Source organism: Streptomyces sp. NPDC054813 (genome assembly GCF_053611365.1).
The window spans coordinates 198,034-222,359 of sequence record NZ_JBSHAF010000006.1; the positions used below are offsets into that span (position 1 = coordinate 198,034).

Sequence of the window (24,326 nt, forward strand, 5' to 3'; positions counted from 1 at the left end):
TCCCCGGAGCTGCTGAAACGTCACGCCGACGCCAGTTCCCGCCGGGCCGCCCGGCGCCGGGCCGCGGCCTCGGGGTCGAGGGCGGGTACGGCGGCCAGCAGTTGCCGGGTGTACGGGTCCTGGGGGCTGTCGTAGACCTCGTCGGCGGGTCCGGCCTCGACGATCCGGCCGCGGCGCATCACCGCGACCCGGTCGCTGACCTGACGGACGACGGCGAGGTCGTGGGCGACGAAGACGAGCGCCAGGCCGAGTTCGCGCTGGAGCTCACCGAGCAGTGCGACGACCTGGGCCTGGGTGGTGACGTCCAGCGCGGATACCGGCTCGTCGCAGACGATGACGCGCGGGTCGGCCGCGAGCGCCCGCGCGATGCCCACGCGCTGACGCTGACCACCGCTGAACTCGTGCGGGTAGCGGTCGTAGTGCGCCCCTTCGAGCCCTACGCGCTCCAGCAGTTCGATCACACGCCCCCGGATGCGCCCCTGAGACCGGTCACCCCGCGCGCGGAGCGGGTCGGCTATCGACTCGCCCACGCTGCGGCGGGGGTTGAGGGACGACACCGGGTCCTGGAACACCATCTGGACGGCCGGCCGCACGCCCACGCGCGCGTGCCCCTCGTAACGGACCTCTCCCGCCGTCGGCTCCAGCAGCCCGACCAGCATCCGGCCGAGCGTCGTCTTGCCGCTGCCGCTCTCGCCGACGATGCCGAGGGTCTCGCCCCGGTGGACGGTCAGCGACACGTCGTCCACGGCCGCGAACGCCCCCTTGCCGCGCCCGAATTCGCGCCGCAGGCCGGACGCCTCGAGCACGACCTCCTCGGACGCCTGTGAGAGCGCGCGCACCGCGTCCACGCGCGGGACCGCGGAGAGCAGTTCCCGGGTGTACGGCTGCGCGGGTGCCCCGAGCACGGCGGCGACCGGGCCCTGCTCGACCACGCGCCCGTGCCGCATGACGAGCACCTGGTCGACGCTCTCGGCGGCGACGCCCACGTCGTGCGTGACGAGCAGCAGGCCCATGCCGGTCTCCTCGCGCAGGGTGTGCAGCAGGTCGAGGATCTGGGCCTGGACGGTGACGTCGAGGGCGGTGGTGGGCTCGTCGGCGATCAGCAGGTCGGGCTCGCAGGCGAGCGCCATGGCGATCAGCGCGCGCTGGCGCATGCCGCCGCTGAACTCGTGCGGGCGGGACCGGGACCGGCGGGGCGCGTCCGGGATGCCCACGCGGTCCAGGACCTCCACGGCACGCGCGCGTGCGGCCCGTCGCGACACGCGCGTGTGCACGCGGTACACCTCGGCGATCTGGTCGCCGATCGCGTAGTACGGGTCGAGGGAGGAGAGCGGGTCCTGGAAGACCATCGCCGCCTTGGCGCCGCGCAGCCGCCGCAGTTCGTCGTCGGTGGCGGCCTGTACGTCGGTGCCGGCGACCTGGATCGTGCCGCCGACCTTCGCCCCCGTGCCGTGATGCAGGCCCAGCAGCGCCGAGGCGACCGTGGACTTGCCGGAGCCGGACTCGCCGACCAGCGCCAGGGCGGCGCCCGCCGCCAGTTCGAAGGAGAGTCCGTCCACGGCCCGCAGGTCGCCGAACTCGACGGTCAGATCAGTGACTTGGACGAGACTCACGTCAGTACCACCCGTCGGTCGGCCACCGCGTACAGCACGTCGGCGACGGCGTTGGCGAGGACCACGAAGAAGCCGATGACCAGGACCATGCCGACGACGACGGGCAGGTCGACCACGGTGACGGCGTGGACGAGTTCCTGGCCGATGCCGGGAAGGCCGAAGAGGGTCTCGATGAGGACGGCGCCGCCCACGGCACTGCCGAAGTCGTTGGCGTTCAGGGCGATGATCGGCGCCAGGGCGCCGCGCAGGGCGTGCCGGCCGACGATCGACCGTTCGCCCACACCGTAGGCCCGGAAGGTCCGGATGTGGTCCTCGGCGAGTGTTTCCAGCATCGACGCCCTGGTCATGCGGGCGAAGTAGGCCGCCTCGGCGAGCGCCAGGGTGAACCACGGCAGCAACAGGTTCCAGGCCCACTGCTCGGGGTCGTCCGAGAAGGACACGTACTCCGGGAACGGCAGCAGCTCCAGTTGTCCGCAGACCACGATCATCAGGACGAGCCCGATGACGAAGACCGGCGTCGACATGCCCGCCAGGGTGAGGCCGGTCAGGGCGCGTTCGGTGAACCGGCCGCGCCGCCAGGCGGAGAGGATGCCGGTGCCGACCCCGAGGATCAGCCAGAGCACCATCGCGCCGATCACCAGGGACAGGCTGACCGGCAGCTTGGTCAGGATGATCCGGGTGACCTGCTGGTCGCTCTGGTACGAGAGTCCGAGGCAGGGCGCCGAGCAGTGCGCGACAGATGTGCCGGTCGAGTAGTCCTGGCCGGCGAAGATGCCCGACAGGAAGTGCCAGTACCGCAGGTACAGCGGGTCGTCGAGCCTGAGCTGCTGGGAGACCTGGTGCACCTGTTCCGGCGAGCAGCGCGGGCCGCAGGTGATCTGGGCGACGTTGCCGGGGGTGACGTAGAAGACGACGTAGACGATCACCGAGATGGCCAGCAGGGTGATCACCGCGCCGACGGCACGGCGCAGCGCGAATCCGGCGAAGCCGGTCATGACTGGGTCTCCTTCGCCACGGCCGCCTGCGTCGCGGTGGCCGCCTTCGCCTCCTGCTTGCGCCCCGTGCCGACGCGCAGCCGGGAGGCCGACCGCGGGTCGAGGGCCGTGCGGATGCCGTCACCGAGCACGGTGAGCGCGAGCACGGTCACGAACAGGGCGCCGGCCGGCAGCAGCAGGTACTGCGGGGCCGCCTGGTACCAGATGTTGGCGGAGGTCAGCATCTGTCCCCAGGACGGGGTCGGAGGCTTCACGCCGACGCCGAGGAAGGACAGCGAGGCCTCGATGGAGATGTTGGCGGGCACCATGAGCGCGGCGTAGGTGATGACGGGCGCGGCGAGGCCGGGCAGCAGTTCCCGGCGGGCGATCCGCCAGGTGCTCCAGCCGCTGAGCCGCGCGGCGGCCACGTAGTCGAGGTTCTTCAGGGAGAGCGTCGCGGCCCGCGTGATCTTGCCGATGGTGCCCCAGGCGACGAAGCCGATGATGAGCGAGACCAGGACCGGCCGCGGAAAACTGGCGGGCACGACGGCCAGCAGCGCCAGCGCCATGATGATCAACGGCATGGCGACGATGATGTCGGTGACCCGGCTCAACAGTTGATCAACCCATCGGTTGCCGAGCGCCGCCGTGACCCCCACGATGACGCCGAGGACGACCTGCACGGTGGTCGCGGCCAGCGCGACGCCCAGGGAGACCCGGGCCCCGTACACCAGCCGCGCGAACAGGTCCCGCCCGGTCTGCGGTTCGACGCCGAGCCAGTGGTCGCCGCTGATGCCGCCGAGGGAGCCGATCGGGACGCCGCCGCGCGCGGAGTCGATGAGGGACGGGTGGTAGGTGGTCGGGTCCTGGCCCTCCAGCGCGGTGAGCAGCGGCGCCGCGAGTGCGACCAGGACGAGCAGCGCGACGACGGCGGCCGCGACGAGGGCGGCGCGCTGTGTGCGCAGCCGCCGCCAGAACTGACGAGCCCCCGAGGCCCCCGAGGCGGGCGCCTCGGGGGCCTGGGTGGCGAGAAGTGCCTCGCTCACGGTGCTACTTCACCGCGACCTGGGAGATGTCCAGGACACCGGTCCAGTCGCTGATCACGACGTTCTTGATGTCCTTGCCGACCAGGCGCTTGTAGACCGGGTGGAACAGCGGCACGGTCAGGGCCTGCGCGCCGATCTTCTTGTCCAGTGCGCCCCACCGCTGGGCGGCCGCGTCAAGGTCGGTCAACTTGTTGATCGCGTCAATCTCGGCATTGACCGAAGCATCATTGAGCTGACCCGAGTTGAAGTTCGCGCCGTCCTTGACGATCTGCCGGCCGTCGAAGATCGGGGCGAGGAAGGGACCGCCGGAGGGCCAGTCGGCACCCCACGCGGAGAGGAAGAAGCCCGGCTCGGTCTTCACGTTGTGGATCGTGTCGGAGTAGTTGTTGTCCTCCAGACCCTGGAGCTTGACCGTGATGCCGGCCTTCTTGAGGGCATCCTGGATGGCGGTCGCGATCTCGGGGCTGGTCTTGAAGTTCTGGGCGTTGTCGTGGGTCAGCGTGACGGTGAGCCCGTTCGGGTAGCCCGCTTCCTTCAGCAGCTCCTTGGCCTTGGCCGCGTTGCCGGTGTCGCCCGCCGGGAAGAGGTCGTACGGCGTGTAGCCGAAGGACTTCTGGTTGGGCAGGTAGGTGGTGGCGGCCTCGGCCAGCGCGCTGCCGCCCGCCGCGTTGACCACGGACGACCGGTCGACGGCGTACGAGATCGCCTGCCGCACCTTGGGGTTGTCGAACGGCTTGACCTTCGGGTTGAACGCTATGTAGTTCGTGTAGCCGAAGTGCCCGGTGCCGACGCGCGAGGCGAGTTCCTTGTCGCCGGTCACCTTGGCGAGCTCGGCCGGGCCGAGGTTGGTGTCCGTGGTGACCGCGGCGGCGTCCGTCCCCTGGGACGCCGACAGCCGCTGGTTGATCACCGAGGAGTCGAGCCCGGACTTGACGTCGATCTTGTCCGGGTAGGCCTTGCGCTGGTCGTCGACGGCCGACGACCAGTACGTGTTCCGCTCCAGCACCAGGTGCTCACCGTCGTTCTCGTTCTTCACGACCTTGTAGGGGCCGGACGAGACCGGGTGCTCCTCGTACTTGGTGCCCGTGTCCTTGGCCTTCGGGACGGGCGTGAACTGCGTCTGCGTGGCCAGGTACGGGAACTCGCCCTCGGGCTTGTTCAGGTGGAAGACGATCGTGCTGCTGTCCGGCGTCTCGATCGCCGAGAGCCCCTTCTTGTCCTTGTACGGCCCCTGGTAGTCGGCGGCGCCCACCAGCCAGTCCCGCAGGTAGGGCGCGCCGCCGGAGAGCTCGGGGGCGAAGGAGCGCTCGATGCCGTACTTGATGTCGGCGGACGTGATCGCGGTCCCGTCCTCGTACTTGAGACCCTTCTTCAAGGTGTACGTCCACACGGTCGCGTTCTCGCTGGGGCGCCCGGTGTCGGTGGCCAGGTCGGGGACGACCTTGGCGCCGGCCGCACCGCTCGCACGGTTGCGGGTGGTGAGCGTACGGAAGACCAGGGAGGGCACGTTGCCGCCGCCGGAGGTGTACAGGCGGGCGGGGTCGAAGTCCGACTGGGGGTCGGAGTTCAGGACCGTGAGCGTGCCGCCCTTGTGCGGCGTGGAGTCGCCACCGGAGCCCTTGGCATCGTTGTCCTTCGGCCCGCAGGCGACGGCTCCCGCTGCCACGACCAGGCTGACGGATGCCACGGCCATGCGGCGCGCTGTGGCGGACGGTTGACGCATCGGAATGACGACCTCTCGGAAGGCGAGTCTCGATAGGTGAGACATATTGACGAGGAGTGAGACGCAAGTGAACAGACGTCTGCCCGGGCGTCAGGTCGTCGAAAGAGCCGTGACCGAGTCACGGCAACGGAGAAGGATCGCGACGCGAACGCCCAGGGGCGAGGGTCAGCGACAGTGAATGTCGGCCACGCAGAGCGCGGTCACACCGATGAGCGCCAGCTCGATGGCGGCGCGCGCGGAGGCGTGAAGGGACGACATGCCCAGAAATATGTATGAACTTTCTGCCCATGTCAATGTGATGTATGCGCCACCTGTCAACTCTTGGGGTACGGCCAGGGGTTGGGCAGACAGTGGATTCCGTCGTGGTCGAGGAACTTGGTCTGCTGCTGCATGACCGGCGCCAGCTCGCCGTCCTTGTCGCAGGTCACATGGCCGTAGCCGAGCCGGTGGCCGACCTCGTGGTTGATCAGCATCTGCCGGTAGGCGTGGATCTTGTCGCCGTACGTCTTGCTGCCCTGCGCCCACCGGTACGCGTTGATCATGACGCGTTCGGTGGCGGCCGAGTCGCACGACACGTTGTCCTCGGTCGTGTCGAGGCCGGACTTGGCGCACCACTTGGCAGTGGTTCCCGGGCTGGCAAGGGTGATCACGAAGTCGGGCTTGCCGGAGTAGACGCGCTCGAAGGTACGGGCGCCGTTGTGGGCCCAGCTGCGATCGTCGTTGAGCGTCTTCTGCACGGCCGCGGCGAACAGCTCGCCGTCCAGCCCCAGCCCCTGCTCCACGTCGACCCGGTAGGTGTACTTCTGCCCCTTGCCGGGTGCCTTGGCGACACCGGGCACGGCGTCGAACTTCCCGGAACCGGCCAGCTTGGCGCCGAGCGGGTACTTCTTGCCCATCGCCTGCTCGTACGAGAGCGTCGCCACGCTGGGCGAGGCGGAGACGGACGGTGTCGTACGGCCGTTGCCGCGCGAGGCGGCACCGTCGGTGACCCGTGCGTCGCCGGCAGCCGACTGGGACCGTACGCCGCTGTCACCGCCGTCGGCGACCTGCCCGGCGACGATCACCGCGAGCACGGTGGTGACGGCGGCGGCCACGACGCCGGTGAGGGCCCGTCCCTTGCCCCCCTTGGGCTGCGCGGGTTCACCGGTGGGCGGCGCGTCGTCATCGCCGTCGCCGCCGTACGGCTCGGAGGCGAGCGGGGAAGTGTGCGGGCCGGAGTCGAGCAGCGAGGCAGCCGGGCCGGAGGTGGGCGGATACGTTTCCGCGCGCCGGCCTCCGATGCCGGCACCCGGCGCACCGGGGCGGGGCGTGAAGACGTCGACGTCCTCGCCGAAGGCGTCGAGGTAGTCCTGCCGGGGCACCCCGGGCCCGCCCCGCCGCTGCCTCGGTATCGACGGCCCGGCCGCCCCGGAAGCGACGGCACCGGCCTGTCCGCCCACCTCACCCCAGCCACCGCCGGCTTCCCGCTGCTGGGGATGACCGCCACGGGCCCGGGGCACACCATGGGCGGGCGTCCCGTCCGGGAACCGGGGAACACCGTGCGCCGGCGTGCCGTCCGGCAGGCGCGGAACCCCTCGAGCCGGCGTGCCGTCCGGCAGGCGCGGCATCCCGCGCGCAGGGGTGCCGTCCGGTGGGCGCGGGGCCCCTCCCGGAGGCGTGCCCTGGGTCGGGCGGGGTATCGGCCCGGTGCCTTCGCGCTCACCTTTCCTCGGGTCGCTGTTCCGGCTCGCACCTATGCCGGTTATGTCCGCGGCATCGCCTTTGGGGGCCGGACCACGGCGGCTGTGACGTCCCACCCGCCCCTCAGCCCCCCGCGCCCGGCGCGACCGTACCGGCACCCAACTCGTCGGCGTCCGCCAGGAGTTCACGGAACGCCCCGGCCACCGTCGCCGGGTACTCCATCATCGCCACATGCCCGGCGTCCGGCATGGACAGCAGCCGGGAGTGGCGGAAGGTACGCGCGGCCTTCTGGGCCATGCGGTAGCCGACCAGCTGGTCGCGGCCGCCGTAGATCAGCAGGGTCGGGGCGAGGACGCGCTCGGCCTGGCGCCAGAGCCCGTGCTGGCCGCCCAGGGTGTAGGCATTGACGATCCCGCGCGCGGACCGCGCCATCGCGTCCCAGAAGTACGGCAGTCGCAGCCGCCGTTCCAGCTCCTCCACCGCGTACTCGAACGCCTCGGGCGTGACCTGGCCGGGGTCGCCGTAGCAGAGGGCCAGCACGCCCCGCACCCGCTGTTCGGCGGTCCACTTGCCGGTCGTGCGGGTGAGCAGTCCGGCGACGCCGGGCAGGCCGAGCAGCACCGTCGGCATGGCCGTGCGCTGCACGCGCAGTTCGGGCAGGGCCGGCGAGACGAGCGTGAGCGTGCGGACCAGGTCGGGGCGGACGGCGGCGACGCGGGTGCTGACCGCGCCGCCGAGCGAGTTGCCGAAGAGGTGGACCGGACCGCGGCCGACCGCGTCGAGGTAGCGGATGACCGCGCGCGCGTGCCCGGTGACGGAGTAGTCGCCGTCGTCCGGTGGCGGGGAGTCGCCGAAGCCCGGCAGGTCGACCGCCTCGCCGTCCACGACGCCTTCGAGCCGCTGCATCAGGTCCGACCAGTTCTGCGAGGAGCCGCCGAGCCCGTGGACGTACAGCGCGGGCGGCAGGCCCGCGCGCGTGGGCGGCCTGGACCGGACCGTGAGGGTGACGCCGGGCAGCCCGACCGTCCGCAGCCGCTCGCCCTCCGCGACTCTGACGGCCGCCGCCTTCGGCAGCACGCTGGTGGGCGGCACTGAGGGCAGCTCGGTCGAAGACATGGGCCAATGTTACGAGACGATCACACAGTGATTCGTGTGTTCGCCATCACACAGCCGCCCCGCGAGTCATCGGACCACAGGGCGAGCCGCCGGGCCACAAGTGGCGAGCCGCCGCGCCACACCACGCACGGTCCGCCGGGCCGGCCGTGGCCGACCCGACGCCCGACCGCCGACGATCCACGGACCGGCCACCGGCCTGTCGGCGACAGGTCGTCGACAGGTCGTCGACGAACTTCGGCAAACCGTAGGCGAGGCCATGTGGTCGGCGGTCGACAGCATCCCGGGCGAACGGCCGTCGACGGCATAGCGTCCGCAACCTGTGTCTCCTACGCTCATAAAGAGGGCACCCGTTTATGGCCCCCTGCTTCTGCCAGGGACATTCGATGGAAGGGAGCCCACGATGGCCTATGACCCCACCGACCCCGACATGCTCGACGACCTGCCGCTGGAGGCGGAGGACTCCCCGGAGATCGACGTCGAGGCCCCCGAGGGCGACGCAGCAGAGCAGCACACGGACGTCGCACCGTCCCGTGACGACCCGCTCACCGGTGTGGACGAGGACCACGCGAACGAGGCCGATCTCATCGAACAGGCGCGCGTGGTCTCCCTCGACGAGGAGGACTATCGCTGACCGCGGCGGCTCCGGCGGGGCCACCTGGCCTGTCCGCATTTCCCGGTGCGGCTTTCGCCGTCGTCCGGTACGTGAAATTCTGCGCTCGCACCGCGCACAGCACGGTTACCGAAAAGTACGATGGCCGGGCGGCGTAATCCGCATGTGGACGATTTTGGGAGGCGGCGTGACAGCCATCGAGCAGACAGAGGCGGCGCGCCCGCGGGGCACGCGCCTGCCGCGCCGTGCCCGTCGGAACCAGTTGCTGGGCGCCGCCCAGGAAGTTTTCGTCGCGCAGGGGTATCACGCGGCCGCGATGGACGACATCGCCGAACGCGCCGGTGTCAGCAAGCCGGTGCTGTACCAGCACTTCCCGGGCAAGCTCGACCTCTACCTGGCCCTGCTGGACCAGCACTGCGACGCCCTGATCCACGCGGTACGCGGCGCGCTCGCGTCGACGACCGACAACAAGCAGCGCGTCCGGGCGACCATGGACGCGTACTTCGCGTACGTCGAGGACGACGGCGGCGCCTTCCGCCTCGTCTTCGAGTCCGACCTGACGAACGAGCCCGCGGTGCGCGAGCGCGTCGACAAGGTCACCACCGAGTGCGCCGAGGCGATCTGCGACGTGATCGCCGAGGACACCGGCCTCTCGCGCGCCGAGTCGACGCTGCTGGCCTCCGGCCTCGGCGGCCTCGCCCAGGTGGTGGCGCGCTCCTGGCTGCACAGCGACCGCAGCGTCCCGCGCGACCAGGCGGTGCAGCTGCTGGCCTCGCTGGCCTGGCGCGGCATCGCCGGCTTCCCGCTGCACGGCACCGACCACCACTGAGGCGTCACGGGCCTGTCGGCACGGCATTCCCGTTCGCTGTTCGCTCCTGGCGTGCACGCCCGCAGCGTGTACGTCCCCTCACCGGGCTAATGTGTGCAGCGTACGGCGCGGAAGGTCGCGCACTTCACTGACCGTCGGAGGGACATAGCCGTGGAGGTCAAGATCGGCGTGCAGCACGCGCCCCGCGAGATCGTGCTGGAGAGCGGTCTCAACGCCGAGGAGGTCGAGCGCCTCGTCGCCGACGCGCTGGCCGGTAAGTCGCAGGTGCTGTCCCTGGAGGACGAGCGCGGCCGCAAGGTGCTGGTCCCGACGGACCGCCTGGCGTACATCGAGCTCGGCGAGCCGACGGTGCGCAAGGTGGGCTTCAGCGCGGTCTAGCCACAGCAGCACGGAGGGGCCCGTCGGACGTGTGTCCGACGGGCCTCTCTGTCGTGCCCGCTCCGCCGTGTCCGCTCTCCACATCCGGTCCACAACTCACCCACAGGGGAGGATTGCATTCCGCAGGTCACGGGTATGACGGCCTACGACCGTGAAGCACCGACCGGCCGTGGGAGGGACCCCTCGTGATGCTGCTGGAAGTCCTAGGATCCGCACTGCTCGGCCTGGCCCTTTCGTGGGCCGCGGCCAGCCGCCTTTCCCACCGTCTTCCGGCCCGCCCCCTGGTGTTCTCCACGGGTGTCGCAGGAGCCCTCTTCGGCGACTTCGTCACCCACAGCGCGCTCGGCCCCGACACGGTCCTGGTGAGCCTTCTGGGTGCCGCGATCGTCGCGGCGGCCTCCCTCTCGCTGCTGCTCCGCCCGGCAGGCCGCCACCTGCGCCGACGATCGATCCCGGCGTAGCGTCAAGCGCCGAAGACCGTTCCAGCGCCCCTGGCCCGAGCGCCCCCCAAGGGGGCGCGGGGAACTGCGCGACCTGCCACCACGTACCCGCAGCCGCGCAACTCCCCCTGAATCCCGCCTCAGAGCGTCAGGCGGCCAAGCCCAGCGCAGCCATCCGCTTCGTGTGCGCCTCGGTGATCCGCGAGAACATCCGCCCCACCTCGGCGAGATCGAACCCGTCGGCCACCCCGCCCACCAGCATGGTCGACAGCGCGTCCCGGTCGGCGACCACCCGCTGGGACTGCGACAGCGCCTCCCCCATCAGCCGCCGCGCCCACAGCGCCAGCCGGCCCCCCACACGAGGGTCGGCGTCGATGGCCGCCCGCACCCTGTCCACGGCGAACCCGGCATGCCCGGTGTCGTCGAGCACGGCAAGCACCAGCTCGCGCGTGTCCGTGTCCAGCCGGGCCGCGACCTCCCGGTAGAAGTCACTGGCGATCGAGTCGCCGACGTACGCCTTGACCAGGCCTTCCAGCCAGTCCGACGGCGCCGTCTGGCGGTGGAAGCCGTCGAGGGCCGCGACGAACGGCTCCATCGCCTGCGTCGCGTCCTCGCCGATCTCCGTCAGCCGGTTCCGCAGCCGCTCGAAGTGCTGGAACTCGGCCGACGCCATCTTCGCCAGCTCGGCCTTGTCCACCAGCGAGGGCGCCAGCTTGGCGTCCTCCGCGAGGCGCTCGAACGCCGCGAGCTCGCCGTACGCGAGGGCGCCGAGCAGGTCCACGACCGCGGCACGGTACTGCGGGTCGGCGGCCGCCTGCGCCCAGTCCTGGGCGGCGACACCGGTCGGTTCGGCGGAGGCGGTCTCAGGCTTGTCAGAGCTCGTCATGAAGCGCACAATAGTCCGCCCGCCGCCTCCGGGAAGCCCCGGGGAAGGCCCTGGAATCCTCGGGGAAGCCCCGAGAAGTCCCGGACAAGTAACCGAGAAGCCGCTGGTCAGCCACTGTGACTACCACGACGTGACCGAATCGGCCATCGCATGTGCACGATTCCGGGGTATGGTGGTAATGCGCCTGCTGGTACGCCGTCGTATTCGGACGTACCTCGACAGGCCGCACGTATGAGGATGCCCGGTCGGTGGCCCGATCGGCTCCGACCCGACAGCCCTCCCGGCGCGTACGGCACATCGCGTACGACGACCGGAGGGACACCTCAGCGGTACGAGCGCTAGAGCGTCGGCAGAGGTCCCGTGTCATACGGCGTGCCCCACACGGCGCCCGTAAGGCAGCCGACGTCCCCCGGCACGGTCCGTCAAAGACCCCCGCGCTCGCCTCGGACCGCGACACACAGAAGAGGCAGCACCCTGACTACGACGTTTCGTGAACTCGGGATCCTTCCCGAGACCGCCGAGGCCCTGGAAGCCGTCGGCATCATCAACCCCTTCCCCATCCAGGAGATGACGCTCCCGGTCGCCCTGTCCGGCACCGACGTCATCGGCCAGGCCAAGACCGGCACCGGCAAGACCCTCGGTTTCGGTCTGCCGCTCCTGGAGCGCGTGACCGTCCCCGCCGACGTGGAGGCCGGACGCGCCGCCCCCGAGGCCCTCACCGACGCCCCGCAGGCGCTGGTCGTCGTCCCGACGCGCGAGCTCTGCACCCAGGTCACCAACGACCTGCTGACCGCCGGCAAGGTCCGTAACGTGCGCGTGCTCGCCATCTACGGCGGCCGGGCCTACGAGCCGCAGGTCGAGGCCCTGAAGAAGGGCGTCGACGTCGTCGTCGGCACCCCGGGCCGGCTCCTGGACCTCGCGGGCCAGAAGAAGCTGAACCTGAAGCACATCAAGTCGCTCGTCCTGGACGAGGCCGACGAGATGCTCGACCTGGGCTTCCTGCCCGACGTCGAGAAGATCATCAACATGCTTCCGGCCAAGCGCCAGACCATGCTGTTCTCGGCGACCATGCCGGGCGCGGTCATCGGTCTCGCCCGCCGCTACATGTCGCAGCCCACGCACATCCGCGCCACCGCGCCGGACGACACGGGCGCGACCGTCGCGAACACCAAGCAGTTCGTCTACCGCGCGCACTCCATGGACAAGCCGGAGATGATCGCCCGCATACTGCAGGCCGACGGCCGCGGACTGGCGATGATCTTCTGCCGGACCAAGCGCACGGCCGCCGACATCGCCGAGCAGCTCCAGCACCGCGGGTTCGCCTCCGGCGCGGTCCACGGCGACCTCGGCCAGGGCGCCCGCGAGCAGGCGCTGCGCGCCTTCCGCAATGGCAAGGTGGACGTCCTCGTCTGCACCGACGTGGCCGCGCGCGGCATCGACGTCGAGGGCGTCACCCACGTCATCAACTACCAGTCCCCCGAGGACGAGAAGACGTATCTGCACCGCATCGGCCGTACGGGCCGCGCGGGCGCGAAGGGTACGGCGATCACCTTCGTGGACTGGGACGACATCCCGCGCTGGCAGCTCATCAACAAGGCGCTGGAGCTGGGCTTCCCCGCACCGGTGGAGACCTACTCGACCTCCCCGCACTTCTTCGAGGAGCTCAAGATCCCGGCCGGCACCAAGGGTGTTCTGCCGCGTTCCGAGCGCACCCGGGCCGGGCTCGAGGCGGAGGAGCTGGAGGACCTGGGCGAGACCGGCGGCCGTGGTGGCCGCGGTCGCGGTGGCCGGGACGACCGTCGCGACCGGGGCGCGGCCCGCCCCGAGGAGCGCGAGCGTTCGCCCCGCACCCCGCGCCGCCGCCGTCGCACCCGCGCCGGTTCGGCGCTGGACCCGGCATCCGGTACGACGTCCTCGGCGCCGGCCGCCGAGTCCGCGTCGCCCGCCGCCGAGTCCGTCACGGCGTCGGAGCCCGCGGGTTCCCGCACTCCGCGCCGTCGTCGCCGTACGCGCGGTGGGGCGTCGCCGGAGCCGGTGGCGGCCACCGCCCCGCAGACCGGGACGCCCGAGGCGGTCGTGGAGACCGTCGAGGCCGTGGTGGAGCCTGTCGCTCCGGAGAAGCCGCGTCGCCGTCGGACCCGCAAGTCCGCGGAGGCCGCGGTGACACCGGCCGAGGTCACGGAGGCTCCGCAGGAGACCGCCGAGACCGTCCAGGCCGTCGAGGCCCCGGTGACGCCGGTCCGCCGCCGCACCCGCAAGGCCGCCGAGCCGGCCGAGGCGGTGGTGACCGCGCCCGAGCCCGAGGTCGCCGAGGAGCCCAAGCCGCGTCGTACCCGCAAGACCGCGGCCGCCGCCGAGACGGCGGTGGACACGGCCGAGGCCACCGAGGCCAAGCCGCGCCGGACCCGCAAGACGGCAGCCGCCGCCGAAACGGCCGTCGACACCGCCGAGGGCGCCGAGGCCAAGCCCCGCCGCACCCGCAAGGCCGCTGCCGCCGCTCCGGCGACGGCCGAGGCCGAAGCCACGCCGGAGACGGAGGCCGCCAAGCCGCGTCGTGCCCGCAAGACGGCAGCCGCCGCCGAAGCGGCCGTCGACACGGCCGAGGCCACCGAGGCCAAGCCGCGCCGGACCCGCAAGACGGCAGCCGCCACCGAGACGGTCGCCGCCCCGGAGACCGCCGAGGCCGCCGAGGCCGCCGAGGCCAAGCCCCGCCGCACCCGCAAGACCGCGGCCGCCGCCCAGACGGCGGTGGACACGGCCGAGGCCACCGAGGCCAAGCCCCGCCGCCCCCGCAAGACGGCGGCCGCCGCCCCGGAGACCGCCCAGGTCGCCGCGGTCGCCGAGGTCAAGCCGCGCCGCACTCGGAAGGCCGCCGAGGCAGCCGTCGACACCGTCGATGGCACCGAGGTCAAGCCCCGTCGGACCCGCAAGACGGTTGTTGCCGCCGGTGCGGAGATTCCGGCGCAGGCCAGCGAGGAGCCTGAGGTCAAGCCGAGGCGTCGCACCACCCGCAAGGCGGCCGAGTCAGTCGAGGCGGTCGGCACTGCCGACGCGGTCGACGCGGAGGCGAAGCCGAAGGCCCGCCGGACCCGGAAGGCCGCCGCCGCGGCTCCCGAGGCCTGAGCACCTCACCGAACGGCCCGGCCCACCCTGTGTGGGCCGGGCCGTTCGGCGTTCCCGGCCCGACCTGCCGCCTCCACCGCCCGCCTCCACCACCGCCCGCCGCCCCCCGCCCCCCGCCCCCCGCCCCCCGCCGCAACGGGATTCATCCGCCGGCTTCCGGGGTGTCGCAGTCCGACGGATAACCTCTCCCCATGAGCAGGCCTCGTACCTTTGTCCCGCCCGTCGGGGCGCGCGCGTACGCGCTCGCCACCGCGCGAGGTGCGTTCGCCGTCATCGACGCGCCCGCAGCCGCCGGGACCGAGCCCAAGGGGACCGCGCTGTTGCTGCCCGGGTTCACCGGCAGCAAGGAGGACTTCAACCCGCTGCACGAGGCGCTGGGCGCGCGCGGGTACCGGACCGTCGCCGTGGACGGGCGTGGGCAGTTCGAGTCGGACGGCCCGAAGGACGACGAATCGGCGTACGCCCAGGAGGAGTTGGCGCGGGACGCACTCGCGCAGGCGGCTGCGGTCGGCGACGGCCGGCCCGTGCATCTGCTGGGGCACTCCCTCGGCGGTCAGATCGCACGCGCGGCCGTGCTCCTCGACCACACGCCGTTCCGCTCGCTGACGCTGATGTCCTCGGGCCCGGCCCAGATCTCCGTCCCCCAGCAGCAGCGGGTGAAGCTGTTGCGTGACGCGCTCGCGGTGCTTCCGATGGCCGAGGTGTGGGAGGCCATGCAGGCCCTGGAGGCGCCGGAGGAGTTGGCCGAGGGCGATCCGGAGGAGCAGACGTACCGGGAGGACCAGGAGGATCTGCGGCGCCGCTGGCTGGGCAACAAGCCGGCCCAACTCCTCGCCGCTGGACTCCAGTTGTGCACCGAGCCGGACCGCGTCGACGAACTCGCCGCCGTACCGCTGCCGTTCCATGTGCTGTCGGGGGCGCGGGACGACACCTGGCCGCTGCCGCTGCTGGACGAGATGGCGCTACGGCTGCGCGCGCACCGGACGGTCATCGCGGGTGCCGAGCACTCCCCCAACACCGACCGACCGGCCCCCACCGCCGAGGCGATCGCCGCCTTCTGGGACAGCGCGAAGGGCTAGGACCGGGCTAGGGCGTATCCCGAGGATCGGACAGGCCCTGGTCGCAGACATCTAGTACTGCGTCTGAAGGTGCTCCCAGAAGCCGTCCCGGAGGGCTCGGCGCAGGTCGGCCTGGCCGCGCAGGGAGTACTGGAGCAGGCCCTCGGCCTCGACGAGGAGGTCCTGGTCGACCGGGCCCGGCAGGTACGGATGGCCGGGCAGCAGCTCGACGAGCGCCTCACTGCCCCGCGAGGACAGCCACTTCGCAGCGATCTGCGCGCCGACGAAACGGACGTCCTCCCGGCTGGGTCTGGTGCCGCCGGCCTCGTAGGCGTGGGCGGTGCGCCGGGCGACGTACGGCTTGAAGAACTCGAGGTCGAGGGTGCGCTGGCTGTCGACCTCCCAGAGCAGCGGCTCGGCCTGGTTACGGCCCTCGGGCGCCTCGATGCCCCAGAGGTGGACACGGGCGCCGTAGCCCTGGGCCGCCTCGACCGCGGAGACCAGGTCCTCGTCGCCGCCGAGCAGGGCCGCGTCGCTGATGGCGCGGTGCCGGGCGAGTGACTCGAGGTCCGTACGGATCAGGGAGTCGACGCCCTTCTGCTGGTTGTTGGCGTTGAGGTTGCCGAGCCGGACCTTGACGTCGGGCAGTTCGGCGATGGTCTGCTGCTCGGCGGTGTGGATGCGGCGGCGGGCGCCGTCGTACCAGTAGACGCGCAGCAGCCGGCTGTCCGCGAAGATCTGGCGTGCCTTGTCGATGAGCGCGTCGATCAGTCCCTCGGCGTCGAGGTCGAAGGCGCGGCGGTCCTCCGTCCCGGCGACGAGCCGGCCCGTGGCCGCGTACAGGTAGCCCGCGTCGACGAAGATCGCGTGTGTCGAAGGCGTCTTCGCCACTTCCGCGAGCATGCGGGTGAGCAGCTCGTTCGTGCGATCGATGCGGGCCTGGAGGGCGGCGAGGTCGTCGTTCATCGCGTCCATTGTCCCGGCGGTCACGCTGCGAACACAACCGCTCCCGGTCAGTCTCCCGGACGACTCTTACCGGTCGGTAATTAGGCGTTCGAAAATTTTCTTTAGCCAAGGGAATGTTTGTAACACGCAAGCCGTTGACTCAGACGAACACGAGACGAAGGGAGAGGCAGATGCGCTTCGAAATCAGGCGACTGGACGAAGTCGACGGCACCACCGTGGACTGCACCGTCGTGGACGCCGCCTCCGTCAACAGGATCGTCCAGCAGGCCGCCGCCATCGGGCAGCGCCTGTGGATCCGACCGGCCGAGAACCAGGCTTCGTAAGAGATACGAGTCCCGAACCACGACGCACGACGAGACACACTGACGCGCGGAACACCGCAGAGTCTTCGGAGCCCCCGTACGGTACGACGCCGTACGGGGGCTCCGCGTCTGTCCGCCGGCCCGGCTACGCGCCCTTGATGACCTGGGTGACGCCGTTGATGATCTGCTGTACGGCGATCGCGGAGAGCATCATGCCTGCGAGCCGCGTCACCAGCACCACGCCACCGTCCTTGATGACCCGGATGATCAGCAGTGAGTACCGCATCACCAGCCACAGCACGACGTGGATGGCCAGGATCGCGACCCACACGGACACCTGGGCGGAGACGCTGTCCGCCTTCTGCACGGCGAGGATGACCGACACGATCGCGCCGGGCCCCGCCAGCAGCGGCATACCCAGGGGCACCAGCGCCACATTGACGTCCTTGGTCTGCTTCGGCTCGTCGTTCTTGCCGGTGAGGAGGTCGAGGGCGATCAGCAGGAGCAGCAGCCCGCCCGCGATCATCAGCGCGGGCACGGAGACGTGCAGGTAGTCGAGGATCTGGTGGCCCAGGAGCCCGAAGACGGCGATCACCCCGCCCGCCACGCAGACGGCCTGGAAGGCCATCCGCCGCTGCACCTTGGCGGGCCGGCCAGAGGTGAGGGCGAGGAAGATCGGGGTGATCCCAGGGGGATCCATGATGACGAACAGGGTCAGGAAGAGGGAGCCGAAGACGGCGACGTCGAACATGCGTGAGCCTTGTGCCTAGGTCGGCGCTGCGGGCGGTGGTGCCGCAGGGCGATGGGGGTCACCACGCGCCGGCGAGCCCGGCCCGGGAGAGGGCGGGCCCGAACTGCCGCGCAGGGAGATCGGGAACGGGGGTGAGCCTCAGCGTCCGCCGGTCCCCGGGACGGGGAACGCGCCGGTGGCACGGCGTGTGATCTCCCCGTACACCTCGGGGTCGGTCGTGTACTCGCCCAGCGCCACCGTCTTGCGGCTGCCGTGGTAGTCCGAGGACCCGGTGACCAGCAGCCCCAGCTCCGCGGCCAGCCCGCGCAGCCGGACCCGGGTGTCGGCGTCGTGGTCCATGTGGTCGACCTCGATACCGTCGAGGCCGGCCGCGGCCAGCTCGGCGATCGCCGACTCGGGCACCGTGCGCCCGCGCTCGGCGGCCGCCGGATGCGCGAACACGCACACCCCGCCGGCCTGCTTGACCAGCCGGATCACCGCGAAGGGGTCGGTCTCGTGCTTCTCCACGAAGGCCCGGCCGCCGTCGGCCAGCCACTCCCGCGTGAACGCGTCGCTCACGGTCGGTACGACACCCAGCTCGACCAGCGCGGAGGCGACATGCGGCCGTCCCACGGAACCGTCGCCGGCGATCCGCCTCACCTGCTCCCAGGTGACCGGCACGCCCAGCTCGTTCAGCTTGGCGACCATGCCCCGGGCCCGCGGCACCCGGTCGTCGCGGACCAGCTCGCGCTCGGCGAGCAGATCGGGCTCCTCGGGGTCGAAGAGGTAGGCCAGCATGTGCATGGAGACGCCGTCGATACGACAGGACAGCTCGGCCCCGGTGACCAGGGTGAGCCCCTCGGGCAGCGCCGCGACGGCCTCGGCGTGGCCCCGGGTGGTGTCGTGGTCGGTCAGCGCGACGACGTCGAGCCCGGCAGCGGCGGCGTTCCGCACCAGCTCGGCCGGGCTGTCCGTACCGTCGGAGGCGGTGGAGTGGCAGTGCAGATCGATACGCACGACGCGGACTCCAGACGGGACGGGACGGAAGGGACGCGTCAAGGATAGCGGCCGGAAGCGGATGCCCTGTCACACCCGAAAGCCGGGGGCGCCCCGTACAGGCAGGTCACAGACAACCCCTGCTTCCGGCGCACTAGGGCTCCAGCAAGCGCGGCGACAACGCCCCGCAGGGCACCAGGTCCACCTCCGCGCCCGCGTCCCGCAGATCTGTGAGCACCAGCTCGTCGTACATCAGCAACCCGGTCTGCTCGGGCCACACCACCGCCCAGAGCCACATCCCCCGGGCCTCGCCCGCGAAGACGGCCCTGTCGTCCGGCGCTCCCGGCACATGCCACAGCGGCGTCGGCCGCCCGGCGGCGAGCACCTTCGCCTGCGGCGGCTTCTCCACGTCCATCGACGGCCCTGGGTCCGGTCCGTCGATGCCCGCGTACCGCGCGCCGAGGCCGACCCCCAGCTCCTCGGCGACCAGGATCATCTCCCCTACGCCGCCGAGCGGCGCGGGTCCGGAGCAGGCGACGGCGGTCGCGCGCCCGCCGCTGCGGTCGTCACCGGCGCAGGCCACACCCGTGAACAGCCAGCCGACCGGCAGCGGCCAGGGCATCCACACCGGCACCTGGGTCCGGTGCACCACGACATCGAGGGCCTCGACGCTGGGCGGGATCACGGGCTGTACCGGATGCACGGTCCCGTGCACCTCGCACTGCCAGGTGTCGGCGAAGAGGCCGGGAGCCCTGACCCGGCCACCGCACTTCGGGCAACTGGGTTCGCCCCTCATAGGGCCCCACGGTCCTACCCGGAATCCCCCACGTCAAGGACGATCACCCGTCCGGGCGGAACCGGTCACCGGGTGGAGTTAGATGTATCTTGCATTAATTAGCCACCCTAACTTACTATGTGTATACACCAACCAAATCGACGTGGGCAGACGAGAGCGGCGGAGGAAGCGCATGGCAGAGTCAGCAGAACCGTTCGACGCGGGGGCGGGCAGCATCCTGCGGCAGCCGAAGGCCGTATGGGCGACGGCCGGCGCGTCCGTCGTCGCCTTCATGGGCATCGGACTCGTCGACCCGATCCTGCCCTCCATAGCCAAGGGCCTGGACGCCACGACCAGCCAGGTCTCCCTGCTCTTCACCTCGTACTTCCTGATCACCGCCGTGGCGATGCTGCTCACCGGCTTCGTCTCCAGCCGGATCGGCGGCCGCAGGACGCTGCTGCTCGGCCTCGCGTTCGTAGTCGTCTTCGCGGGCCTCGCCGGCACGTCGGACACGGTCGGCCAGCTCGTCGGTTTCCGGGCCGGCTGGGGCCTCGGCAACGCCCTGTTCGTCTCGACCGCACTCGCGGTCATCGTGGGCGCGGCGGCCGGCGGCAGCGCGGCGGCGATCCTGCTCTACGAGTCCGCGCTCGGCCTCGGCATGGCGTGCGGCCCGCTGCTGGGCGCGGTGCTCGGCAACATCAGCTGGCGCTACCCCTTCTTCGGCACGGCCACCCTGATGGCGGTCGGCTTCCTGTGCATCACCGCGTTCCTGAAGGAGCAGCCCAGGCCCGCCCGCAGGACCTCGGTCCTCGACCCGATCCGGGCGCTCGGCCACGGCGGCCTGGCCTCCGTCGCCGCCTCGGCGTTCTTCTACAACTACACGTTCTTCACCGTGCTGGCCTTCACCCCGTTCGTGCTGGACATGACCCCGTACCGCTCGGGTGCCGTGTTCTTCGCGTGGGGTGTGCTGCTCGCGCTCTTCTCGGTGGTGGTGGCCCCGCGCATGCAGCGGCGCTTCGGCTCGCTGAAGGTGCTGGGCGGCTCACTCGTGCTGCTCGCCGTGGACGTCGTCGTGCTCGGCTACGGCAGTCACACCGCCGCGATCGTCTGCACGATCCTGTCCGGCGCGTTCATCGGCGTGAACAACACCGTCTACACCGAACTGGCCCTCGGCGTGTCGGACGCGCCACGCCCGGTGGCGAGCGCGGGCTACAACTTCGTCCGCTGGTTCGCCGCCGCGGCCGCCCCCTACTTCGCGCCGAAGATCGAGGAGTGGACCGACATCCACATCCCGTTCGTGGTGGCGGCGGTCACCGCCGTGCTGGGCGCGGTGGTGGTTCTCGTACGACGGAACGCGCTCGCGCACGAGGCGGAGGAGCTGGCGCCGTCGCACGCCGCGGAGGACGGCGTCACCGTCTTCGCCAACTGACCGATTCGGAATGGTGCTTGGTGAGCTTGCTCACCTTCGTGCATCAGTCCAGCGGGACGGACCTGCGGTGCGGGTCCCGGAGGTCCGTCCCGTTGGCCAGCCAGCGTTCCTGAAGGGCCTGCGCGCCGTGCACGCGTTTCCAGGCCGCCTCGTTCGGGGTCATCGGCAGCAGCGGCAGGAACCGTACGGGATCGAGCGGCTCGTCCAGCTCCAGATCCTCGACGAGACCGCCCGGCTCACCGACCAGGACCGAGGTGAAGGGAGCGCCGGGCCACAGCGGCTCGCCGACGTCCAGCGACGCGCCCGGCGCCACGATCAGGCCCTCCACCTGCGGAGACGCGGCCAGGACGGCCAGCGCACGGAGCACCTTGTCGGTCTCGGCGAGCCCGGCGCGGACCGACAGGACCAGTTCGGCGCGGGGTCCCTTGACGGGGTCCGCGAGCGTCGCGGTGGGGTCGGTCATGGGGTTCGCCGACATGCCGAGCGTCGCGTAGCGCAGGACGTTCTCGCCCTGGAGATCCTCCTGGAACCGGAGCACTTCGATGCGGTCCGTACCGAGGAAGGTGACCGCCGCGCGCGCGTCCGGTTCGCCCAGTGCGGTGGTCAACCGGGCCTCGACCAGAGGAAGAACATCAGCCATGTCGTGAGCATAGAACTCGTCAGTACCGGGCAAAGCAGCGCCTTGACACTGGGGGCTACTGCTACTCTGACCGCGGTGGTTCGGGGCAGCACGCAGAGCGTCGCGGTCAGACCCCGACGCCATGAGGACTCCCTTACGAGGGACCGGCTGGAGGAGGTGGGGCTGTCATGGATCGAAGTCACCCGTGCAGTACCACTCGCTCTTCCGCCCGCTGATTTCGTCTACTGGTCGGCTGCCGCCTTCACGTTCGCGTTGTCGTTCGGAAGAGCACTTTGTTTTCGCTTGCCTGATCCCTCTGACCGGTCCGTTCCGGATCTGTCTGGATCCGTTCGTCTGATCCGAATCAGTAGCGAAGTCGCCACCGCAACGGTGCGGTGCTCCCCGCTTTGTGGACGTGCCAAACATCCGCAGTCAGGACGTCCCCATTCCGGGTAGTTCCACCCGTTCGCCGCGGTCTTCCGCTGCCTGTCGCGAAGGAGCCTGCCCATGTCGATGATCCGCGACCTCCGTGCCGTGGTCCGCCCGACCCGCCCCTCCCTGCGCAAGAGCCTGCGTGCCGAGACCGGCGCCTACGACACCACCCGCGACCCCGGTACGCCCTCGGCCGTCGTCGACTGCGCCGTCTACCGCAACGGCGCGCGCGTGGAGACGCCCAAGCCGCTGACGCCGCAGGAGGCGATGCGCCAGGTGCGCCGGGACGGCGGGTTCGTGTGGATCGGCCTGCACGAGCCGACCGAGGCCGAATTCGCCGGTATCGCGGGCGAGTTCGGGCTGCACCCGCTGGCGGTGGAGGACGCCGTGCAGGCCCACCAGCGCCCCAAGCTCGAGCGCTACGACGACTCCCTCTTCACCGTCTTCAAGACCATCCACTACGTCGAGCACGACCAGCTCACCGCCAACAGCGAGGTCGTGGAGACCGGCGAGGTGATGTGCTTCACCGGCCGGGATTTCTTCATCACCGTCCGGCACGGCGGGCAGGGCTCGCTACGGGCGCTGCGGCACCGGCTCCAGGACGACCCCGAGCTGCTCGCCAAGGGCCCCTCGGCGGTGCTGCACGCCATCGCCGACCATGTCGTCGACGGCTATGTGGCGGTCGCCGACGCCGTGCAGGACGACATCGACGAGGTGGAGACCGAGGTCTTCTCGCCCGGCCGCAAGGGCGGGGTCTCGCGTGGTGTGGACTCCGCGCGCATCTACCAACTGAAGCGCGAGGTACTGGAGTTCAAGCGCGCGGTGTCGCCGCTGCTGCGTCCCATGCAGCTGCTCAGTGAGCGCCCGATGCGGCTGGTCGACCCCGACATCCAGAAGTACTTCCGGGACGTCGCCGACCATCTCGCCCGCGTCCAGGAGCAGGTCGTCGGCTTCGACGAACTCCTCAACTCCATCCTCCAGGCCAACCTCGCGCAGGCGTCCGTGGCGCAGAACGAGGACATGCGGAAGATCACGGCGTGGGCCGCGATCATCGCCGTACCGACGATGGTGTGCGGTGTGTACGGCATGAACTTCAAGTACATGCCGGAGCTGCACTGGAAGTACGGCTATCCGGTGATCATGGGCATCACGGTCTGCATCTGCCTCGGCATCCACCGCACCCTGAAGCGCAACGGCTGGCTCTAGGCTGGGCGCCATGACAAGCGAGCTGCTCGGCCAGGCCCTCGTCGAGGAGGCCACGAAGAAGTCCGGCCTCATCTGGGTCCGGGGCGCCGGGGCGCCGGCCGCTCGTGCGGTGTGGCATGCCTGGGCCGACGGGGGCGTGTACCTGGTCGGTGACGGGAGCGAGCAGCCGCTGACCGGGCTGGCCGACGGGGGGTCGGCCGAGGTGACCGTCCGCAGCAAGGACAAGGGCGGCCGACTGGTCACCTGGACGGCGACGGTGACGGAGCTGTCCGCCGGCTCCCCCGAGTGGGACGCGGCGGTGGCGGAGCTGAAGGGCAAGCGCCTCAACGCACCCGACGGCGAGGCCATGACGGACCGCTGGGCGAGGGAGTGCCGGGTGCTGCGCCTGCGCCCGACGGGAGCGACGACACCGCTGCCGACGGGAAGCCTGGCGGAGGCTCCGGTGCCGTCCCCGGCGACCACCCGGCACCCGATCCCGGCGGGCCTGCCGAAGCTCCTCGCAAGGCGCAGAAAGCCCAAGTAGCCCAACCCCGGGCCGAGTCCGGCACCCGCCGGCCACCACCGTCGCGGTGCCTCAGTGCCTCCGTGCCTCCGTGCCTCCTACGACGTGGGCAGTTGCTTGCCGTAGTCGACCGTCTCGCCCTTTTTCGGCTCGGTGACGCTGAAGGACCTGCCCCAGTCCGTGAAGGTGAGGGTGCCGGCGCCACCGGCGCGCTCCAGGCGGAGCGGATACGGCTTGCCCTTCAGCGAGACGTCCAGCGTGCCGCCCGAGCCGCCGTCGCCGGCGATGCGAATGGTGGGGGTGCCCGACTGTTCGTGGTGGCCGTCGGTCGAGAGGGAACCGTGCAGGGTCAGCAGGCCTGACAGGAGGAGGTCCTTGTCCGTGAAGCCGCTGAACTTCTTGTACGAAGGGTCGCCCTGCGGAACCTTCACGTACTTGCCGTCGAGGGCGCCGGCCGCACTCGTGTCGCTCCCGTCGGCATGGTTCCAGAAGTCCGCGTCGGCCTGCAGATACAGCGTCCGGCCCACCCGGAGCAGGTGGAAGGTCGCCCCCTTCGACGTGACCGACCCGGTCCCGCCGTCCGCGTTCAGGCGCATGTCCAGCTGATACGTACGCCCGCTCGTGACCACCGTCCCCGCCATCCGGACCGTCGCCACCGATGTCGCCGCCGTGCGGGTCTTCGACTGGATGACGTCCGGGGCCAGCTTGCCCACCCCGTTGGTGCCCGCGTCCGGATCCTCACTGCACGCGGTGAGGAGGGCCAGCGCGCACATCGCGGTCACCAGTGCGGCGCGGCGAGTACGGCTACGGCCCGGAGCAATCGCGGTCACGGACGGGGCCACCTTTCTGACGGGTCCGGCACGGCGTACCGCAGCGTACCGGTGCCCCACCCG

Annotated in this window: 24 protein-coding genes; 10 read left to right on the plus strand and 14 right to left on the minus strand. The window is 71.1% G+C overall.

From position 1 onward, the window contains the following. Nucleotides 1–20: 20 nt before the first annotated feature. The 7 genes from ACWGJB_RS14125 to ACWGJB_RS14155 form a co-directional block, all read right to left on the minus strand. Nucleotides 21–1,613 carry a dipeptide ABC transporter ATP-binding protein gene (locus ACWGJB_RS14125; protein ID WP_453380424.1) on the minus strand — a complete coding sequence of 531 codons (1,593 nt, stop codon included), beginning with the start codon at nt 1,611–1,613 and terminating at the stop codon, nt 21–23. Beyond that, nucleotides 1,610–2,608 (minus strand): ABC transporter permease, encoded by a 999-nt coding sequence (locus ACWGJB_RS14130; protein ID WP_453380425.1) that lies wholly within the window; start codon nt 2,606–2,608, stop codon nt 1,610–1,612. Before ACWGJB_RS14130 ends, ACWGJB_RS14125 begins: the two co-directional genes overlap by 4 nt. Continuing rightward, the gene (locus ACWGJB_RS14135; RefSeq protein WP_453380426.1) at nt 2,605–3,633 is read right to left on the minus strand and encodes an ABC transporter permease; all 1,029 of its coding nucleotides are present in this window, start codon (nt 3,631–3,633) and stop codon (nt 2,605–2,607) included. The genes ACWGJB_RS14130 and ACWGJB_RS14135 overlap by 4 nt, the downstream gene beginning before the upstream one ends. A gap of 4 nt (nt 3,634–3,637) precedes the next feature. After that, on the minus strand, nt 3,638–5,356 hold the full coding sequence (locus ACWGJB_RS14140) for an ABC transporter substrate-binding protein (protein ID WP_453380427.1): 1,719 nt from the start codon (nt 5,354–5,356) through the stop codon (nt 3,638–3,640). Nucleotides 5,357–5,521: 165 nt separating this feature from the next. Beyond that, nucleotides 5,522–5,614, minus strand: a complete 93-nt coding sequence (locus ACWGJB_RS14145) for an Ms4533A family Cys-rich leader peptide (RefSeq protein WP_351321593.1) — start codon at nt 5,612–5,614, stop codon at nt 5,522–5,524. 56 nt (nt 5,615–5,670) lie between these two features. After that, nucleotides 5,671–7,152: a DUF3152 domain-containing protein gene (locus tag ACWGJB_RS14150; RefSeq protein ID WP_453380428.1), complete on the minus strand. Its 1,482-nt coding sequence runs from the start codon at nt 7,150–7,152 to the stop codon at nt 5,671–5,673. 7 nt (nt 7,153–7,159) lie between these two features. Further along, entirely contained in the window at nt 7,160–8,152 is a 993-nt protein-coding gene (locus tag ACWGJB_RS14155) for an alpha/beta fold hydrolase (protein ID WP_453380429.1), read from the minus strand. A 400-nt stretch (nt 8,153–8,552) separates the two neighbouring features. Between ACWGJB_RS14155 and ACWGJB_RS14160 the strand changes: the two genes are divergently transcribed. The 4 genes from ACWGJB_RS14160 to ACWGJB_RS14175 all read left to right on the plus strand — a co-directional run bounded on the left by ACWGJB_RS14160 (nt 8,553) and on the right by ACWGJB_RS14175 (nt 10,430). After that, complete coding sequence (locus tag ACWGJB_RS14160) at nt 8,553–8,783, plus strand: hypothetical protein (protein WP_453380430.1); 231 nt, start codon at nt 8,553–8,555, stop codon at nt 8,781–8,783. Between the two features lie 166 nt (nt 8,784–8,949). Then, nucleotides 8,950–9,591, plus strand: a complete 642-nt coding sequence (locus ACWGJB_RS14165; RefSeq protein ID WP_365290502.1) for a TetR/AcrR family transcriptional regulator — start codon at nt 8,950–8,952, stop codon at nt 9,589–9,591. A gap of 150 nt (nt 9,592–9,741) precedes the next feature. Further along, complete coding sequence (locus ACWGJB_RS14170) at nt 9,742–9,969, plus strand: DUF3107 domain-containing protein (protein ID WP_046730492.1); 228 nt, start codon at nt 9,742–9,744, stop codon at nt 9,967–9,969. A gap of 188 nt (nt 9,970–10,157) precedes the next feature. Beyond that, entirely contained in the window at nt 10,158–10,430 is a 273-nt protein-coding gene (locus ACWGJB_RS14175) for a hypothetical protein (protein WP_450755302.1), read from the plus strand. 127 nt (nt 10,431–10,557) lie between these two features. Here ACWGJB_RS14175 and ACWGJB_RS14180 read toward each other — a convergent pair whose 3' ends face one another. Further along, nucleotides 10,558–11,304, minus strand: coding sequence for a ferritin-like fold-containing protein (locus tag ACWGJB_RS14180; protein ID WP_450754940.1), 747 nt, complete (start codon nt 11,302–11,304; stop codon nt 10,558–10,560). Between the two features lie 558 nt (nt 11,305–11,862). On the opposite strand from ACWGJB_RS14180, the gene ACWGJB_RS14185 reads away from it, so the two are divergent. Then, entirely contained in the window at nt 11,863–14,418 is a 2,556-nt protein-coding gene (locus ACWGJB_RS14185; RefSeq protein WP_453380431.1) for a DEAD/DEAH box helicase, read from the plus strand. Between the two features lie 191 nt (nt 14,419–14,609). Then, on the plus strand, nt 14,610–15,497 hold the full coding sequence (locus ACWGJB_RS14190) for an alpha/beta fold hydrolase (protein WP_453380432.1): 888 nt from the start codon (nt 14,610–14,612) through the stop codon (nt 15,495–15,497). Nucleotides 15,498–15,548: 51 nt separating this feature from the next. Here ACWGJB_RS14190 and ACWGJB_RS14195 read toward each other — a convergent pair whose 3' ends face one another. Further along, nucleotides 15,549–16,451, minus strand: coding sequence for an NYN domain-containing protein (locus ACWGJB_RS14195; protein WP_453380659.1), 903 nt, complete (start codon nt 16,449–16,451; stop codon nt 15,549–15,551). Nucleotides 16,452–16,612: 161 nt separating this feature from the next. Between ACWGJB_RS14195 and ACWGJB_RS14200 the strand changes: the two genes are divergently transcribed. Beyond that, on the plus strand, nt 16,613–16,765 hold the full coding sequence (locus ACWGJB_RS14200; RefSeq protein ID WP_351704745.1) for a hypothetical protein: 153 nt from the start codon (nt 16,613–16,615) through the stop codon (nt 16,763–16,765). Nucleotides 16,766–16,889: 124 nt separating this feature from the next. Here the strand turns inward: ACWGJB_RS14200 and ACWGJB_RS14205 are convergent, their stop codons facing one another. The 3 genes from ACWGJB_RS14205 to ACWGJB_RS14215 form a co-directional block, all read right to left on the minus strand. Then, nucleotides 16,890–17,495 carry a MarC family protein gene (locus tag ACWGJB_RS14205; RefSeq protein WP_453380433.1) on the minus strand — a complete coding sequence of 202 codons (606 nt, stop codon included), beginning with the start codon at nt 17,493–17,495 and terminating at the stop codon, nt 16,890–16,892. Nucleotides 17,496–17,633: 138 nt separating this feature from the next. Continuing rightward, nucleotides 17,634–18,491 carry a PHP domain-containing protein gene (locus ACWGJB_RS14210; protein WP_453380434.1) on the minus strand — a complete coding sequence of 286 codons (858 nt, stop codon included), beginning with the start codon at nt 18,489–18,491 and terminating at the stop codon, nt 17,634–17,636. A gap of 133 nt (nt 18,492–18,624) precedes the next feature. Beyond that, nucleotides 18,625–19,266 (minus strand): DUF6758 family protein, encoded by a 642-nt coding sequence (locus tag ACWGJB_RS14215; RefSeq protein ID WP_453380435.1) that lies wholly within the window; start codon nt 19,264–19,266, stop codon nt 18,625–18,627. A gap of 172 nt (nt 19,267–19,438) precedes the next feature. On the opposite strand from ACWGJB_RS14215, the gene ACWGJB_RS14220 reads away from it, so the two are divergent. Further along, the gene (locus tag ACWGJB_RS14220) at nt 19,439–20,674 is read left to right on the plus strand and encodes an MFS transporter (protein WP_453380436.1); all 1,236 of its coding nucleotides are present in this window, start codon (nt 19,439–19,441) and stop codon (nt 20,672–20,674) included. Between the two features lie 43 nt (nt 20,675–20,717). On the opposite strand, the gene ACWGJB_RS14225 is transcribed toward ACWGJB_RS14220, so the two are convergent. Next, a complete protein-coding gene (locus tag ACWGJB_RS14225; protein WP_453380437.1) occupies nt 20,718–21,314 on the minus strand; it encodes a suppressor of fused domain protein in 597 nt (198 codons plus the stop codon). A gap of 486 nt (nt 21,315–21,800) precedes the next feature. Here ACWGJB_RS14225 and ACWGJB_RS14230 point away from each other — a divergent pair, with 486 nt between their 5' ends. Together ACWGJB_RS14230 and ACWGJB_RS14235 are read left to right on the plus strand one after the other, a co-directional pair. Continuing rightward, a complete protein-coding gene (locus ACWGJB_RS14230) occupies nt 21,801–22,931 on the plus strand; it encodes a magnesium and cobalt transport protein CorA (RefSeq protein ID WP_453380438.1) in 1,131 nt (376 codons plus the stop codon). A 10-nt stretch (nt 22,932–22,941) separates the two neighbouring features. After that, on the plus strand, nt 22,942–23,454 hold the full coding sequence (locus ACWGJB_RS14235; RefSeq protein WP_453380439.1) for a hypothetical protein: 513 nt from the start codon (nt 22,942–22,944) through the stop codon (nt 23,452–23,454). 77 nt (nt 23,455–23,531) lie between these two features. On the opposite strand, the gene ACWGJB_RS14240 is transcribed toward ACWGJB_RS14235, so the two are convergent. Continuing rightward, the gene (locus ACWGJB_RS14240; RefSeq protein WP_453380440.1) at nt 23,532–24,263 is read right to left on the minus strand and encodes a hypothetical protein; all 732 of its coding nucleotides are present in this window, start codon (nt 24,261–24,263) and stop codon (nt 23,532–23,534) included. Nucleotides 24,264–24,326 lie beyond the last annotated feature (63 nt).

Coding starts and splice junctions, on each gene's coding strand:
- ACWGJB_RS14225 (WP_453380437.1), bottom strand. CDS start 21,314: ATGGCTGATGTTCTTCCTCTGGTCGAGGCCCGGTTGACCACCGCACTG.
- ACWGJB_RS14235 (WP_453380439.1), top strand. CDS start 22,942: ATGACAAGCGAGCTGCTCGGCCAGGCCCTCGTCGAGGAGGCCACGAAG.
- ACWGJB_RS14220 (WP_453380436.1), top strand. CDS start 19,439: ATGGCAGAGTCAGCAGAACCGTTCGACGCGGGGGCGGGCAGCATCCTG.
- ACWGJB_RS14195 (WP_453380659.1), bottom strand. CDS start 16,451: ATGGACGCGATGAACGACGACCTCGCCGCCCTCCAGGCCCGCATCGAT.
- ACWGJB_RS14155 (WP_453380429.1), bottom strand. CDS start 8,152: ATGTCTTCGACCGAGCTGCCCTCAGTGCCGCCCACCAGCGTGCTGCCG.
- ACWGJB_RS14205 (WP_453380433.1), bottom strand. CDS start 17,495: ATGTTCGACGTCGCCGTCTTCGGCTCCCTCTTCCTGACCCTGTTCGTC.
- ACWGJB_RS14140 (WP_453380427.1), bottom strand. CDS start 5,356: ATGCGTCAACCGTCCGCCACAGCGCGCCGCATGGCCGTGGCATCCGTC.
- ACWGJB_RS14190 (WP_453380432.1), top strand. CDS start 14,610: ATGAGCAGGCCTCGTACCTTTGTCCCGCCCGTCGGGGCGCGCGCGTAC.
- ACWGJB_RS14160 (WP_453380430.1), top strand. CDS start 8,553: ATGGCCTATGACCCCACCGACCCCGACATGCTCGACGACCTGCCGCTG.
- ACWGJB_RS14145 (WP_351321593.1), bottom strand. CDS start 5,614: ATGTCGTCCCTTCACGCCTCCGCGCGCGCCGCCATCGAGCTGGCGCTC.
- ACWGJB_RS14215 (WP_453380435.1), bottom strand. CDS start 19,266: ATGAGGGGCGAACCCAGTTGCCCGAAGTGCGGTGGCCGGGTCAGGGCT.
- ACWGJB_RS14230 (WP_453380438.1), top strand. CDS start 21,801: ATGTCGATGATCCGCGACCTCCGTGCCGTGGTCCGCCCGACCCGCCCC.
- ACWGJB_RS14175 (WP_450755302.1), top strand. CDS start 10,158: ATGCTGCTGGAAGTCCTAGGATCCGCACTGCTCGGCCTGGCCCTTTCG.
- ACWGJB_RS14185 (WP_453380431.1), top strand. CDS start 11,863: ATGACGCTCCCGGTCGCCCTGTCCGGCACCGACGTCATCGGCCAGGCC.
- ACWGJB_RS14130 (WP_453380425.1), bottom strand. CDS start 2,608: ATGACCGGCTTCGCCGGATTCGCGCTGCGCCGTGCCGTCGGCGCGGTG.
- ACWGJB_RS14200 (WP_351704745.1), top strand. CDS start 16,613: ATGCGCTTCGAAATCAGGCGACTGGACGAAGTCGACGGCACCACCGTG.